The organism is Allobosea sp., from assembly GCF_048595345.1.
Classification (GTDB): domain Bacteria; phylum Pseudomonadota; class Alphaproteobacteria; order Rhizobiales; family Beijerinckiaceae; genus Allobosea.
Window position 1 is genome coordinate 1 of record NZ_JBMDWH010000106.1, and the last position, 13,427, is coordinate 13,427.

A 13,427-nucleotide genomic window follows, 5' to 3' on the forward strand; every position below is an offset into this window, starting at 1 on the left:
GGGTCGATGTCGATATGGATCTTCTTCGAGCGCGGCGAGAAGCCGTCGATGCGCCCGGTGATGCGGTCGTCGAAGCGCGCGCCGATATTGATCATGACGTCGCAGTCATGCATCGCGAGGTTCGCCTCATAGGTCCCGTGCATGCCCAGCATGCCGAGCCACTGCTTGTCCGCCGCCGGGAAGGCGCCGAGGCCCATCAGCGTCGAGGTGACGGGAAAGCCCGTCAGCCGCGCGAACTCGCGCAGCAGCGCCGAGGCGTGCGGGCCGGAATTGATGACGCCGCCGCCGGTGTAGAAGATCGGCTTCTTGGCCGAGGCGATCAGTTCGACCGCCGCCTTGATCTTGGCGAGGTCGCCCTTGACCACCGGCCGGTAGGTCTTGTGCTGGTTGTCGCGCGGGCGGCTGTAGAGGCCGGTGGCGAACTGGATATCCTTCGGGATGTCGATAACGACCGGGCCGGGCCGGCCATTGGCGGCGACATAGAAGGCCTCGTGCAGGATGCGCGGCAGATCCGCGATGCTCTTCACGAGGTAATTATGCTTGGTGCAGGAGCGGGTGATGCCGACCGTGTCGCATTCCTGGAAGGCGTCGGAGCCGATCAGATGCGTCGGCACCTGGCCGGTGATGACGACGAGCGGGATCGAATCCAGCAGCGCGTCGGTCAGGCCCGTGACGGCGTTGGTCGCGCCGGGGCCGGAGGTGACGAGGACGCAGCCGACCTTGCCGGGGCCGGAACGGGCATAGCCCTCGGCCGCATGGACCGCGCCCTGCTCATGCCGGACGAGCACATGCTTGACCTTGTCCTGCTGAAAGATCGCGTCGTAGATCGGGAGCACGGCGCCGCCGGGATAGCCGAACAGATGCTCGACTCCCTGGTCCTGAAGCGCGCGGACGACCATTTCGGCTCCGGTCATCATCTCGCTCATAACGGTCTCCTCGCGGCCTGTTTCTTGTGTCGGTACGTCGGAATTTCGGGCAATAAAAAAGGCCCTCGGAGGGGCCTGGGCATGCGCTGGCGTCGGGGACGCCCGGTCTTGAAACCGGCCCCTACCAGCGCACCTCTACGAGAATAAGCTTGCGCATCGCGCTCGTGATCCTTTGCGGAAGTTGCCGGACGCTAGCCGAGCCGCACGCGCCGGTCAAGGGTTAAGCAATCGGCAACGCTGTCGGAAAAGAGTCGCATCAGCAGGGAACCGGACCGGCCGCGGGAACGATTTGGCAAGCCCGAGTGACCTAACGTCGTCTCGGTTCACGGGACGCGGCATGTATCAGGACGTCAATCCAGGCAGCATTCTCACCCGCGCCCATGCTCCCGAGGTCGCGGTGTTGATGGCGCATTTCGAGCGACTGGCCGGCGGGCCGGCCGGCGCGCCGCATGAGGAGCTGACGCGGCTCGCGATGGAGGCTGCCGGCCACGACCTCATGCTCCTTTCCCCCACCGAGAGCGGGGACTACCGCTACGATTCCTGCGGACGCACGCTTCCGCGCACGACCGGTCGCGACCGCACCGGCGGCTATGTCACCGATCTGCAGAGCGACGTCGCGGAATTCACCATCCGCTGCTACGACCGCGCCATGGCGGAGGGCGTCGCCACCTACACCGTGCATCGCACCATCCGCACGGCGCGGGTCGGCATTTTCGAAAGGCTGATCCTGCCCACGACGGATGCCGAGGGCGGGCGCCACCTCATCGTCTTCTGCCGGCAGATGAGCTTCCGCGAGGAATTCCTCATGCTGCTGATGGAGACCTCTCCTTTCGGCATCGTGGCGGTCGAGGCCAGGCGCGACGACGCCGGCGCGCTGACGGGGCTCGCCGTGCTCTCCGCCAATCAACGCGTCTCCGCGCTGTGCGGCAGCGATGCGCAGATCAGGCTGAGCGGCGATGTGCGCGAGTTCCTGCCCTTTCTGGCGGGCGACGAGATCTGGAGCCGGTTGCGCTTCGCGGTCGAATTGCTGCGGCCCGACCAGTTCGAGGTCGAATTCGTGGCGGGCGATCGCCCGGTCTGGCTCCAGGTCTCGCTGGCGCTCCTCGGCGACGGGCTGGTGATCACGCTGTCCGACATCTCCGCGCTGATGCGGGCCAACCGCTCCCTCGAGCAGCGCGCGGCGACGCTCGCGCTCGAAGTCGGCATCGAGCGGGCGACCCGCCGCGCCCTGTCCGAGGAGATCGGCCAGCGCGAGCAGCGCGAGCTCGAATTGCGCCGCCTGGCCGAGACCGACCCGCTGACCGCGCTGCTCAACCGCCGCTCCTTTGCGGAAAAGGCCGAGGCGGCTCTGGGCGGCGACCGGCCAGCCGGCCAGCTCATATCGCTGCTGATCGTCGATCTCGATCACTTCAAGCGCATCAACGACAAACACGGTCATCCGGCCGGGGACGCGGTCATCCGCGCCTTCGCCGATCTGCTGCTCGGCGTCTTCAAGCGGCCCAATTCGCTCGTCGGGCGTTTCGGCGGCGAGGAATTCGCGATCCTCGTCCTGGGAGACAGCGCGGATGCGCTGCGAAAGGCGCGGCGTCTGCAGAAGGCCCTGGCCGCTCGGGCCCTGCCGGTGTCCGAGACCCTGGCTCTCGCTGTCACCGCCAGCTGCGGCATCGCCACCCATCGCAGCGGCGAAACCCTGGCGGTGCTGACCGCCCGGGCCGACGAGGCGCTCTACCGCGCCAAGAAGGAGGGCCGCAACCGTATCGCCCTGGCAGAGGCCGAGGCCGTCGCCGTCGCCGCCTGATACCTCAGGGCGCGAGCCGGCTGCGGGCCAGCGCCAGCGCTCCCTCGGGCGCCACCGCCTCCCACCCCGCCATCTGGTGGCGGAACCAGGTCACCTGCCGTTTGGCATAGGCGCGCGTATCGGCCTGCCCGCGCCGGATCGCCTCGTCGAGGCCGATCTCGCCATCGAGATGCGCGATCAGCCCGGGCACGCCATGGGCGCGCATGATCGGCAGCAGCGGATCGAGCCCGCGCGCCTTCAGCCGCGACACCTCATCCAGCGCCCCCTCGGCGATCATCGTCTCGAAACGGCGGTCGATCGCTGCGCGCACCGCCTCCCGCTCGGGCTGGATGAAGAGGCGCAAGGTCTCCACCTCGCCGAGCGGCCCGGCCTCGCGCTCCCCCTGGAAGCTCGCCAGCGAGCGGCCTGTCGCCAGATGCACCTCGATGGCGCGCATGATCCGCATCCTGTCGCTGGGGCGCAGCCTGCCCGCCATCTCGGGGTCGCGGTCGGCGAGTTCTTCATGCAGCGCCTCGGTCGCCACCCCCTCCGCCCGCTTGCGAAAAGCCTGCCGCACCGGCTCCGGCACCGGCGGCATCGCCGAGAACCCCTCGGTCAGCGCCTTGAAATAGAGCCCCGTCCCGCCGACGAGAATCGGCAGCAGCCCGTCCTGCCGCAGCGCCGGCAGCAGTGCCGCGACATCCGCGACATAGCGCATCGCCGAAGAGTTCACCGCACCGTCGACATGCCCGTAGAGCCGGTGCGGCACCGCCGCCTCCTCCGCAGGGCTCGGTCGCGCGGAGAGGATGCGCAGATCGCCATAGACCTGCATCGAATCCGCATTGACGACGACGCCGCCGAACTCGCGGGCCAGCGTCATGGCGAGGGCGGACTTGCCGCTCGCGGTCGGACCTGCGATGAGCACCGCCCTGATCGTCTTGTCCTGCCGCACCCGGTCCGTCCCATGCTCGTCGCGACGCTCGTTTCCGCCACCGGCGGCTCTCTGGTCGATGCCGCCCTGATCGCGAGGCTGAGCCGCGAGGTCGCGAGCGTCACCAGTTCGGCTGTGCTGGAGAGCGGTGTCGCCGCCGATCTCTTCGCGGAAGGCGCGCAGCCGCGCAAGCTCGAAGCCGATCTGCGCATCGCGCTCGGCGAAGCGGCGATCGACCTCATCGTCCAGCCGGCGGCCACGCGCCGCAAGGCGCTGTTCCTCGCCGATATGGATTCGACCATGATCGGGCAGGAATGCATCGACGAACTCGCCGCCTATGTCGGGCTGAAGGATCTCGTCTCGGCCATTACCGAGCGGGCGATGCGCGGCGAGATCGCCTTCGAGCCGGCTTTGCGCGAGCGCGTGGCCCTGCTGAAGGGCGTGAAGCTCTCGGTGGTCGACGAGATCATCCGCGAGCGCATCACCCTGACCCCGGGAGGGCGCGAACTCGTGCGCACCATGCGCGCGAACGGCGCCTATACCGCGCTGGTCTCGGGCGGGTTCACCGTCTTCACCGGCCCCATCAGCGCGACGATCGGCTTCGACGAGCACCGCTCCAACGTGCTGATCGCTGAGGACGGCATCCTCACGGGCACGGTCGCGGACCCCATTCTCGGCAAGCAGGCCAAGCTGGATTCGCTCGTGGAACTGCGCAGCCGCTTCGGCCTCGGCCCCGAGCAGACCATGGCGGTGGGCGACGGCGCCAACGACCTCGCCATGCTCGGTGAAGCCGGCCTCGGCATCGCCTTCCGCGCCAAGCCGGCCGTCGCCGCCGCCGCCCATGCGCGGCTGGAGCATGCCGATCTGACCGCTCTGCTCTACGCTCAGGGCTATAAGGGCGAGGAGATCGTGAGGGGCTGAGCGCAGCGTCCAGCGCCCTCCTGCACCAAAAAAGGCGGCCCGCTGGGGCCGCCTTTCTCATATCCGAGAATGGATCCGTCGCTCAGTTCATCGCCAGCGCGACGAAGCGGACCTCGCCCTGCGCGTTGGCGACCAGCAGAAGGGCCGATTTCTTGCCCTCCTTCTTCAGCGCATCGAGGCGCTTGGTCACGTCCTCCGGCGAGTTCACCGCCTCCTGGCCGATCTCCACGATCAGCTCGCCGACCTGGATCCGCTTGTCGGCCGCATTCGAATTGGGATCGACCTTCGTGACGATCACGCCCTTGAGGCCGTCCTTCAGCGTGTAGCGCTTGCGCAGCTCGTCGTTCTGGGCGGAAAGCTCGAGGCCCAACGCAGTCGCGACTGCGGGCTTGGCGGCCTCCGCCTGCGGCTTGCTGGCCGCGGCGGTCTGGGTCTTCTCGCCATCCTCGAGCCGGCCGAGCTTCACCGACTTGGTCAGCTCCTTGCCCTTGCGCATGATCAGCACCGGCACGTCCTTGCCGACCGGCGTGGCCGCGACGATGCGCGGCAGATCCCGCGAATCCTTGACGTCCTTGCCGTCGAACTTGGTGATCACGTCACCGGTCTCCAGCCCCGCCGGCTTGGCAGGGCCCTTCTCGTCGACGCCGGCGATCAGAGCGCCGCGCGCGGTGCCGAGGCCGAGCGCCTCGGCGGTGGCATCGTCGACGCTCTGGATGCGCACGCCGAGCCAGCCCCGGCGGGTCTCGCCGAAATCCTTCAGCTGCTCGACGATATTGGTGGCCAGCGACGAGGGCACGGCGAAGCCGATGCCGACCGAGCCGCCTGTGGGCGAGAGGATCGCCGTGTTGATGCCGATCACCTCACCCGCCATGTTGAACAGCGGACCGCCTGAATTGCCCTTGTTGATGGCGGCGTCGGTCTGAATATAGGTGTCGTAGGGCCCCTGGCTGATGTCGCGGTTGCGCGCCGAGACGATGCCGGAGGAGACCGAGCCGCCGAGCCCGAACGGATTGCCGATCGCCATCACCGGGTCGCCGATCCGCATCTTGTCGGAATCGCCGAACTTCACGAAGGGCAGCGGCTTGTCCGACTTCACCCGCAGCACGGCGAGATCGACCTTGCTGTCCTTGCCAACCACCTCGGCCTTCAGCCGGGTGCCGTCGCTGAGGATGGCGGTGATCTCGTTGGCGTCGCCGATGACGTGGTTGTTGGTCACGATCAGGCCGGCGGCATCGATGATGAAGCCGGAGCCCGCCGATTGCGAGCGGCGCTGCTGCGGCGCCTGGCGCTCTCCCTGCTGGTTGCGACGGTTGAAGAACTCCTCGAACAGGTCGCCGAAGGGCGTGTCCGGCCCCAGCTGCGGCAGTTGCGGCATGTTGCGGCCGCGCGTATCGGCCGTGGTCACGGCCGAGATGTTCACCACCGCCGGCATCACCCGCTCGACCAGATCGGCCAGCGAGGTCTGCCCCTGCAGCAGCGGGGTGTTGGCCTGCGCCTGGGCCAGCCCGACCACCGGGCTCGCCAGCGCCAGCGCTGTCACGGCGGCGGCGAGCGTCAGGCGAGCCGGGCGGACAGCGGCGGAAACGGTTTTGAATGCCATCGAAATCCTCGTGTCGGAAAGGCTGGCCGGTCTCGATCGCCATGCGCCCGTCGCGAGGACGGTCACGGCGCGCGATCCGGGCGTGAAGGCGGCGCAAACTCGGCGCCAGATTGAACCCTGAATTGCGGCATGAGAGCGACGCACGATCGCGTCATCTCGCCGTGGCCGAGCGCCGCGTCCGTCCTACCAGGTGCCGCGCGCCAGCCAGACCAGAACGACGCCGAGCACGGCGGAGCCGAGCCCGATCAGCCGCATCTGGTCGGGCGGGGTCTCGGCCGCACTGCGCAGGGCATCCTTCGCCAGATGCGGGATCGCGGCGAAGAGAATGCCCTCGATGGCGAAAACCAGCCCGAGCGCCGCGATGAAATCCCACATCGCCGCAGCCCGTGCCGATCAGGGCCGCGCAGGGGCAGGTGCGGCCGGTGCCGAGGCGGCGGGCGCCTGCGGCTGGCCGTTCCCACGCTGCGCGTTGGGCCCGTTGAAGAACTGGAAGAACGGCGAGTCAGGGGTCAGGACCATGCGCGTATCGCCGGGCTTGATGCTGGCTTCATAGGCCTGCATCGAGCGATAGAAGGCGAAGAACTCGGGATCCTGACCGAAGGCCTCGGCGAACACCTTGTTGCGCTCGCCTTCGCCCTGTCCGCGGATCTCGTCCGCATGCTGCTGGGCTTCGGCGACGATGACCGTCGAGTCCCTGTCCGCCCGCGCCCTGATCTCCTGCGCCTGCTGACCGCCGAGCGCGCGTGCCTCGGCCGCCTCGCGCTGGCGTTCGGTCTGCATGCGCTGGAACACCGCGGCCGAGTTCGCGGCCGGCAGATCGACGCGCCGCAGCTTGACGTCGACGACGGTCATACCGAAGCGGTCCGCCTCGCGGTTCACCACGTCGCGGATGCGGCCCATCAGCCGCGAACGCTCGGTGCGCACCACATCGGTGAAGGTCGCCTCCGCCAGCACCGAGCGGACATTGCCGTTGACGATCGAGGTCAGCTGCGAATTGGCGCGGGGGATGTTGTTGACCGCCTGGTAGAAGCGCAGTGGATCGGAGATCCGGTAGCGGGTGAAGGCATCGACGACGAGCCGCTTCTGGTCCGAGGCGATGATTTCCTGCGCCGGCAGGTCGAGATCGAGGATGCGGTTGTCGAGCAGCGTGACCTGGTCGAACGGAGCCGGGAGCTTGAAATAGAGCCCCGGCGCCGTCACCACGCTGCGCACCGCGCCCAGGCGTAGAACCAGCGCCGACTGGGTCTGCGAGACGATGAAGGTGCAGGCGTAGAAGACCACGGCGGCGGCGGCGACGACGACGAGCGCGGCCGCGCGAAGGAAGGACCCATTCATCGCGTGCCTCCCTGCTGCGGGGCGCCCGTGCCGGGACGGCGCTGCTGCTGCAATTCCCCGAGCGGCAGATAGGGCACGACGCCCTGGCCGTTGCCGGTCTGGTCGAGGATGATCTTCTCGGTTCCGCCCATCACCCGTTCCATCGTCTCCAGGAAGAGACGCTCGCGCGTCACGCCCGGAGCGTTCTTGTACTGCTGATAGACTGCGTTGAAGCGGCTGGCCTGGCCGCGCGCCTCAGCGACGGTCTGCTCCTTGTAGGCCTCGGCGGCCTGCGTCAGCTGCGCGGCGCGCCCGCGGGCCTCCGGCACCACGCGGTTGGCATAGGTCTGCGCCTCGTTGCGCAGGCGCTCCTGGTCGGCGCGCGCGGCCTGGACATCGCGGAAAGCGTCGATGACCTGCTGCGGCGGATCGACCTTCTGCAGCTGCACGAGGCGGATCTGCACGCCGGCCTTGTAGATGTTCAGCGTGTCCTGCATCAGCTGGCGCACCTCGCTCTCGATCGCGCCGCGATCGGTCGTCAGCACCGGCTGGATGTTGCGCTTGCCCACGATCTCGCGCATCGCGCTCTCGGCCACGGCCTTTACCGTGCCCGGCGGATCCTGGATGTTGAAGACGTAGTTTTCGGGCGCGGCCGGGTCGATCTGCCACTGCACGATGAAGTCGATGTCGACGATGTTCTCATCGCCCGTCAGCATGAGGCTTTCCTCGGTCACGTCGGTCTGGCGCGATGTGCGCATCGACTCGACCGTGCGGAAGCCGACCTCTGTGGTGATCACGTTCGTCACCTGCGGCTTGACCACGGACCCGACCGGATAGGGCCAGTTCCAGTTCATGCCTTCGCCGGTCTTGCCGACATATTTGCCGAAGACGAGATTGAGGCCGACCTCGTTCGGGCGCACGAAATAGATGCCCGAGAGCAGCCAGATCACGACGATCGCCAGCAGGCCGAGCAGAAGCCCGCGCCCGCCGAGATTGCCGCCCGGCATGAAGTCCTTCAGCCGGTCCTGGCTGCGCCGCAGAATATCCTCGAGATCGGGCGGATTGCCGTTGCCGCCGCCGCCTCCGGAGCCGCCGCCCCACGGGCCGCCGCCACCACTGCCTCCGCGCTGGCCCCAGGGTCCGCCCCCGCCACTGCCACCGCCGCTCTGGTTGCTCCAAGGCATTCTCGGCCCGTTCCCTTTCGCAAGCTTGTCGTATGTGCGGCCCGGCCGGATGGCCGCCCGATGACGGCGCCCGTCGCGGAACGCCGGCCTGAGTTGGTCATGGGCCACGGATTCGTCAACGGCGCAAGCCATTCATCGTGAACGGAAAGCCTCGTTTCGGGCTGTTGCGCATCATGCGAAAGCCCCGCAGGGGCCCGAACCCTGCCGCAACGGCGCCGCAAATGCGTCCAAACGCCGCGTGCGGCGCCTCAGCCCGCGCGCTCGTAACGCCGAAAGCTGAATCCGTACTCGTTCTCGGCGTCAGCCTGGTGATCTTGGCGACAGACCTCGGCGAAGGCAGAACGGTCCCAGTCAGGGAAAACCGCATCGCCGTCGGGCGAGGCTTTCACCAGCGTCAGCTCCAGCCGGTCCGCCAGCGGCAGCATCTGGCGGTAGATCTCGGTGCCGCCGCCGATGATGATCGCCGGCGCCGCCATCTCTCCCCCGATCGTCCGGCCGAGCGCGACCGCCTGCTCGACCGAATGGGCGATGGCGACCCCCTCGGCCGCAACGAAGCCCGCATCCCGGGTCAGCACGATCGTGCGCCGCCCCGGCAGCGGCTTGCCGATCGACAGATAGGTCTTGCGACCCATGATGATCGGGCACCCCATCGTGATCTCGCGAAAACGCCTGAGATCGCTCTTCAGCCGCCAGATCAGCCGGTTGTCGCTGCCGATGACGCCGTTCTCGGCGATGGCGGCGACGAGCACGAGAGGCAGAGCGCTCACCGCCTCACCCGTCCGCGCCGAGCTTCGCCAGGGCTTCGCCCTCCAGCCGCTTCACCGTCCACTCGTCCTGCGCCTTCGCGCCGATCGAGCGGTAGAACACGCGCGAAGGCTCGTTCCAGTTCAGCACCCACCAGGCGAGCCGGGGCAGATCCTCGTCGATGCAGCGCCTCGCCAGCTGGGCGATCAGCGCCTTGCCGATGCCCCGGCCGCGCTGCTCGGGCTGAACATAGAGATCCTCCAGCCAGATGCCGTGACGGCCGCGGAAGGTGGAGTAGGTGTAGAACCACAGGGCGAAGCCGACCGGCTCCCCCGCCCATTCGGCGATGTCGCAGAACACCCGCGGGTTCTCGCCGAACAGCGCATCGTCGAGATCGGCCTCGGTCGCATCGACCTCGTGCAGCAGCTTTTCGTATTCGGCGAGCTCGCGCACGAAGCGCAGGACGAGGCCGGCCTCGCCGGGCCGTGCGGAACGGATGGACAGGGTCATACCGCGATCGGCGCCTTGATCGCCGGATGGGCCTCATAGCCCTCGATCGTCACATCCTCGAAGCGGAAATCCTCGAGCCGCGTGACGGCGGGGTTGAGCGTGAGGCGCGGAAGCGGCTTCGGCTCGCGGGAAAGCTGTTCGCGGGCCTGGTCGAGGTGAGTCACGTAAAGATGCGTGTCGCCGAAGGAATGAACGAAATCGCCGACGCCGAGCCCCGTCACCTGCGCGACCATATGGGTGAGGAGCGCATAGCTGGCGATGTTGAAGGGCACGCCGAGGAAGACGTCGGCCGAGCGCTGATAGAGCTGGCAGGAGAGTTTTCCCTCCAGAACGAAGAACTGGAACAGGCAGTGGCAGGGCGCCAGCGCCATTTTCGGGATATCGGCGGGATTCCAGGCGGAGACGATCAGCCGGCGCGAATCGGGGTTGCGCCTGATCTCGTTCACCACCCAGGCGATCTGGTCGATCACCTGCCCGTCCGGCGCGGCCCAGCTGCGCCATTGTCGACCATAGACGGGGCCCAGATCACCGTTCGCATCGGCCCATTCGTCCCAGATGGTGACGCCGTTCTCGCGCAGATAGCCGATATTGGTGTCGCCGCGCAGGAACCAGATCAGCTCGTGGATGATCGACTTCAGATGCAGCTTCTTGGTGGTGACGAGCGGAAAGCCCTGTCCCAGGTCGAAGCGCATCTGGTGGCCGAAGACCGCGAGCGTGCCGGTACCGGTGCGGTCGTCCTTGCGGACCCCCTCGGTCAGCACGCGGTCGAGGAGCTCATGATACTGGCGCATGGCGAATCCCGTCGAAGAGCCGCGGACCATAGCGGCTCGAGGCAGCTTGCGCGCGGGGCGAGCCCGGCGGTGTCAACAGCTTTTCACTCATGCCTGCGAGCTGGACCAGATCGCATTTGAGGCCGGAAAGCCTCACCAGGGCGCTTTGCCGTCGAATTGCCGCGACGCACCCTTCCCCCCGGCGGCGGCTATGCCTATATTCGCCTTGCCGTTCGCAAGACCGGCTATGGCGATAAACGGATTACGTAATAAGCCTTTCGGACCCGGGGGCGGTACCCGGCGCCTCCACCCAAGCCCTTGAAAACGAAGGGCTTCGGCGGGGGCGAAATAGGATCGACGAGGGTGTAAAGGTCTTCCTTTTGCTCGGAATGGTTCCGCCGTTATCGGGCCATTGCATAGTTGCCAACGACAACAATGCTCGGGTTGCTGTCGCCGCGTGAGCGGTGCTGGTTCCCAAACCTAAGTCCTTCCGTTTAGCGACGTAAGGCGGGGCCCGGAGGCGCCTGGCAACAGAAGCCTCCACTTTTTCGTGTGACGGCCTGCCGGCTGTTCCCGCCGGACCAACAAGCGGAAACCGCTCCCAGATGTCTCAGGATGTGCTTCGTTACGATCTCATGGTCCAGGACGCGCTGAAGGGCGTCGTCCGTAAGATCCTGACGGAGGCGGCGCGCGACGGGCTGCCCGGCGAGCATCATTTCTACGTCACCTTCCGCACCGGGGCTCCGGGCGTGCGCCTGTCGCAGCGCCTGCGCGAGAAGCATCCCGACGAGATGACGATCGTGCTCCAGCACCAGTTCTGGGATCTCAACGTCAGCGACCACGCCTTCGAGGTCGGCCTGTCTTTCTCCGGCGTGCCGGAGCGCCTGCTCGTTCCCTTCGACGCGATCACCACCTTTTTCGATCCCTCGGTTCAGTTCGGCCTCAAATTCGAGACGCAGGAGACCGAGGAGGTCGCTCTGGAGCCCGAGCCTGAGGACAAGCCTGCTCCCGTGCCCGCCCGGCTCGTGCCGGCAGGCCTGCCCGCGGTGAAGAAGGCCGAGACTGAGATGCCCAAGAACGCGGCCAAGGAAGCAGCGAAACCCGCCAGGGCGGAAGAGGCCGGCCCGGACGCCTCTGAAGACAAGGAGGAGGCCGGCGGCGCCCAGGTCGTCAGCCTGGATTCCTTCCGCAAGAAGACCTGACGAGAATCGGCCCAGCTGCGAACGGCCAGACGCCCCCTCGCCCCTCTCGACGGAACCGGCCCCATGAGTGAAACGCGCACCGAAACCGATTCATTCGGCCCGATCGCGGTGCCGGCCGATCGCTACTGGGGCGCGCAGACGCAGCGGTCTCTGCAGAATTTCCGCATCGGCGGCGAAAGCGCCCGGATGCCGCTGCCGCTTGTCCATGCGCTCGTCCTGGTCAAGAAGGCGGCGGCCCATGTCAACGCCAGGCTCGGCCTGCTCGAGCCGCGCCTCGCCGGCGCCATCGGCCAGGCGGCGGACGAGGTGCTGGCCGGCCGGTTCGACGGCCATTTTCCCTTGGTGATCTGGCAGACCGGATCCGGCACGCAGTCCAACATGAATGCCAACGAGGTGCTGGCCAACCGTGCCAACGAGATCCTCGGCGCGGCTCTGGGCGCCAAGAGCCCGGTTCATCCCAACGACCACGTCAATCGCGGCCAGTCCTCCAACGATTCCTTCCCGACCGCGATGCACATCGCCGCCGTGCTGGAGACCACGCGCCGGCTCCTGCCGGCGCTGCGTGCGCTCGGGCAGGCGCTGGGCGACAAGGCCGCGACCTTCGCGGATCTGGTCAAGATCGGCCGCACCCATCTGCAGGACGCGACGCCCGTCACGCTCGGCCAGGAATTTTCCGGCTATGAGATGCAGGTCCGCCTCGGCATCGGCCGTATCGAGGCCTCGCTCGACGGGCTCTACGCACTGGCGCAGGGCGGCACCGCGGTCGGAACCGGGCTCAACACCCATCCGGACTTCGCCGTGCTCTTCGCCAGGGAGGTCGCGGGCCTCACCGGCCTGCCCTTCCGCACGGCCGAGAACAAGTTCGAGGCGCTGGCCAGCCATGGCGCGCTGGCCGCCTCCCATGGCGCGCTGGCTGCGCTGGGCTCGGACCTGTTCAAGATCGCCAACGACATCCGCCTGATGGGCTCCGGCCCACGCTCGGGTCTCGGCGAAATCAGCCTGCCGGAAAACGAGCCCGGCTCCTCGATCATGCCCGGCAAGGTCAACCCGACCCAGGCCGAGGCGCTGACGATGGTGGCCACGCAGGTCCATGGCAACCAGGCCACGATCGGCTTCGCCGCGTCGCAGGGCCATTTCGAGCTCAACGTCTTCAAGCCGGTCATCGCCGCCGCCTTCCTGCAATCGGTGCGATTGCTTGCGGACGCGGCCGAGAGCTTCCGCGTCAACTGCGTCGAGGGCATCGAGGCCAACGAGACGCAGCTGAAGGACCTGCTCTCGCGCTCGCTGATGCTGGTAACGGCGCTCGCCCCGGCGATCGGCTACGACAAGGCCGCCAGCATCGCCAAATCGGCGCATCACAACGGCACCACCTTGCGCGAAGAGGCGCTGAGGGCGGGCGTCGACGCCCAATTGTTCGACGAGACCGTCAAGCCCGAGCACATGCTCGCACCGGCCTGAGCGGAGCGGGCCATGGCCGAGATCGTCAATCTGCGCCGCGTCCGCAAGCAGAAGGCGCGCGAGGAAGCGGGCAAGCAGGCCGAGCAGAAC

15 protein-coding genes and 1 other RNA gene are annotated in these 13,427 nt (G+C 67.6%); 7 read left to right on the forward strand and 9 right to left on the reverse strand.

Annotated features, from left to right (window positions below):
- Window positions 1-926: thiamine pyrophosphate-binding protein (locus ACOJTB_RS10975; protein ID WP_420102558.1), on the reverse strand; the 926-nt coding region annotated here is incomplete at its 3' end.
- Between the two features lie 337 nt (window positions 927-1,263).
- Between ACOJTB_RS10975 and ACOJTB_RS10980 the strand changes: the two genes are divergently transcribed.
- The gene (locus tag ACOJTB_RS10980; RefSeq protein WP_420102559.1) at window positions 1,264-2,724 is read left to right on the forward strand and encodes a GGDEF domain-containing protein; all 1,461 of its coding nucleotides are present in this window, start codon (window positions 1,264-1,266) and stop codon (window positions 2,722-2,724) included.
- A 4-nt stretch (window positions 2,725-2,728) separates the two neighbouring features.
- Here the strand turns inward: ACOJTB_RS10980 and miaA are convergent, their stop codons facing one another.
- Complete coding sequence (gene miaA / locus ACOJTB_RS10985; protein WP_420102571.1) at window positions 2,729-3,583, reverse strand: tRNA (adenosine(37)-N6)-dimethylallyltransferase MiaA; 855 nt, start codon at window positions 3,581-3,583, stop codon at window positions 2,729-2,731.
- An 84-nt stretch (window positions 3,584-3,667) separates the two neighbouring features.
- Between miaA and serB the strand changes: the two genes are divergently transcribed.
- Complete coding sequence (serB, locus tag ACOJTB_RS10990; protein WP_420102560.1) at window positions 3,668-4,555, forward strand: phosphoserine phosphatase SerB; 888 nt, start codon at window positions 3,668-3,670, stop codon at window positions 4,553-4,555.
- Window positions 4,556-4,637: 82 nt separating this feature from the next.
- Here the strand turns inward: serB and ACOJTB_RS10995 are convergent, their stop codons facing one another.
- Window positions 4,638-6,155, reverse strand: coding sequence for a DegQ family serine endoprotease (locus ACOJTB_RS10995; RefSeq protein WP_420102561.1), 1,518 nt, complete (start codon window positions 6,153-6,155; stop codon window positions 4,638-4,640).
- On the opposite strand from ACOJTB_RS10995, the gene ACOJTB_RS11000 reads away from it, so the two are divergent.
- Complete coding sequence (locus ACOJTB_RS11000) at window positions 6,145-6,276, forward strand: hypothetical protein (protein ID WP_420102562.1); 132 nt, start codon at window positions 6,145-6,147, stop codon at window positions 6,274-6,276. The genes ACOJTB_RS10995 and ACOJTB_RS11000 overlap by 11 nt on opposite strands.
- A gap of 62 nt (window positions 6,277-6,338) precedes the next feature.
- On the opposite strand, the gene ACOJTB_RS11005 is transcribed toward ACOJTB_RS11000, so the two are convergent.
- The 6 genes from ACOJTB_RS11005 to ACOJTB_RS11030 all read right to left on the reverse strand — a co-directional run bounded on the left by ACOJTB_RS11005 (window position 6,339) and on the right by ACOJTB_RS11030 (window position 10,698).
- Window positions 6,339-6,530: a DUF2065 domain-containing protein gene (locus tag ACOJTB_RS11005; RefSeq protein WP_420102563.1), complete on the reverse strand. Its 192-nt coding sequence runs from the start codon at window positions 6,528-6,530 to the stop codon at window positions 6,339-6,341.
- A gap of 18 nt (window positions 6,531-6,548) precedes the next feature.
- Window positions 6,549-7,490 (reverse strand): protease modulator HflC, encoded by a 942-nt coding sequence (gene hflC, locus ACOJTB_RS11010; RefSeq protein ID WP_420102564.1) that lies wholly within the window; start codon window positions 7,488-7,490, stop codon window positions 6,549-6,551.
- The gene (gene hflK / locus ACOJTB_RS11015) at window positions 7,487-8,653 is read right to left on the reverse strand and encodes an FtsH protease activity modulator HflK (protein ID WP_420102565.1); all 1,167 of its coding nucleotides are present in this window, start codon (window positions 8,651-8,653) and stop codon (window positions 7,487-7,489) included. The genes hflC and hflK overlap by 4 nt, the downstream gene beginning before the upstream one ends.
- Window positions 8,654-8,901: 248 nt before the next feature.
- Window positions 8,902-9,420 carry a dihydrofolate reductase gene (locus ACOJTB_RS11020; RefSeq protein WP_420102566.1) on the reverse strand — a complete coding sequence of 173 codons (519 nt, stop codon included), beginning with the start codon at window positions 9,418-9,420 and terminating at the stop codon, window positions 8,902-8,904.
- 4 nt (window positions 9,421-9,424) lie between these two features.
- Window positions 9,425-9,907, reverse strand: coding sequence for a GNAT family N-acetyltransferase (locus ACOJTB_RS11025; protein ID WP_420102567.1), 483 nt, complete (start codon window positions 9,905-9,907; stop codon window positions 9,425-9,427).
- Window positions 9,904-10,698: a thymidylate synthase gene (locus tag ACOJTB_RS11030; RefSeq protein WP_420102568.1), complete on the reverse strand. Its 795-nt coding sequence runs from the start codon at window positions 10,696-10,698 to the stop codon at window positions 9,904-9,906. Before ACOJTB_RS11030 ends, ACOJTB_RS11025 begins: the two co-directional genes overlap by 4 nt.
- A gap of 168 nt (window positions 10,699-10,866) precedes the next feature.
- On the opposite strand from ACOJTB_RS11030, the gene ssrA reads away from it, so the two are divergent.
- The 4 genes from ssrA to ACOJTB_RS11050 form a co-directional block, all read left to right on the forward strand.
- Window positions 10,867-11,222, forward strand: a transfer-messenger RNA (tmRNA) gene (gene ssrA / locus ACOJTB_RS11035).
- Between the two features lie 60 nt (window positions 11,223-11,282).
- Entirely contained in the window at window positions 11,283-11,879 is a 597-nt protein-coding gene (locus tag ACOJTB_RS11040; RefSeq protein ID WP_420102569.1) for an SspB family protein, read from the forward strand.
- A 63-nt stretch (window positions 11,880-11,942) separates the two neighbouring features.
- Window positions 11,943-13,337 carry a class II fumarate hydratase gene (gene fumC, locus ACOJTB_RS11045; RefSeq protein ID WP_420102570.1) on the forward strand — a complete coding sequence of 465 codons (1,395 nt, stop codon included), beginning with the start codon at window positions 11,943-11,945 and terminating at the stop codon, window positions 13,335-13,337.
- 12 nt (window positions 13,338-13,349) lie between these two features.
- Window positions 13,350-13,427 (forward strand): DUF4169 family protein (locus tag ACOJTB_RS11050; protein WP_420102572.1); only part of this gene is annotated, 78 nt, incomplete at its 3' end.

What these genes read in the sequence shown, in the direction of transcription:
- ACOJTB_RS11040 (WP_420102569.1), top strand. Translation starts at nt 11,283, where the DNA reads ATGTCTCAGGATGTGCTTCGTTACGATCTCATGGTCCAGGACGCGCTG.
- ACOJTB_RS11030 (WP_420102568.1), bottom strand. Translation starts at nt 10,698, where the DNA reads ATGCGCCAGTATCATGAGCTCCTCGACCGCGTGCTGACCGAGGGGGTC.
- ACOJTB_RS11005 (WP_420102563.1), bottom strand. Translation starts at nt 6,530, where the DNA reads ATGTGGGATTTCATCGCGGCGCTCGGGCTGGTTTTCGCCATCGAGGGC.
- miaA (WP_420102571.1), bottom strand. Translation starts at nt 3,583, where the DNA reads ATGACGCTGGCCCGCGAGTTCGGCGGCGTCGTCGTCAATGCGGATTCG.
- serB (WP_420102560.1), top strand. Translation starts at nt 3,668, where the DNA reads ATGCTCGTCGCGACGCTCGTTTCCGCCACCGGCGGCTCTCTGGTCGAT.
- hflC (WP_420102564.1), bottom strand. Translation starts at nt 7,490, where the DNA reads ATGAATGGGTCCTTCCTTCGCGCGGCCGCGCTCGTCGTCGTCGCCGCC.
- fumC (WP_420102570.1), top strand. Translation starts at nt 11,943, where the DNA reads ATGAGTGAAACGCGCACCGAAACCGATTCATTCGGCCCGATCGCGGTG.
- ACOJTB_RS11025 (WP_420102567.1), bottom strand. Translation starts at nt 9,907, where the DNA reads ATGACCCTGTCCATCCGTTCCGCACGGCCCGGCGAGGCCGGCCTCGTC.
- hflK (WP_420102565.1), bottom strand. Translation starts at nt 8,653, where the DNA reads ATGCCTTGGAGCAACCAGAGCGGCGGTGGCAGTGGCGGGGGCGGACCC.
- ACOJTB_RS10980 (WP_420102559.1), top strand. Translation starts at nt 1,264, where the DNA reads ATGTATCAGGACGTCAATCCAGGCAGCATTCTCACCCGCGCCCATGCT.
- ACOJTB_RS10995 (WP_420102561.1), bottom strand. Translation starts at nt 6,155, where the DNA reads ATGGCATTCAAAACCGTTTCCGCCGCTGTCCGCCCGGCTCGCCTGACG.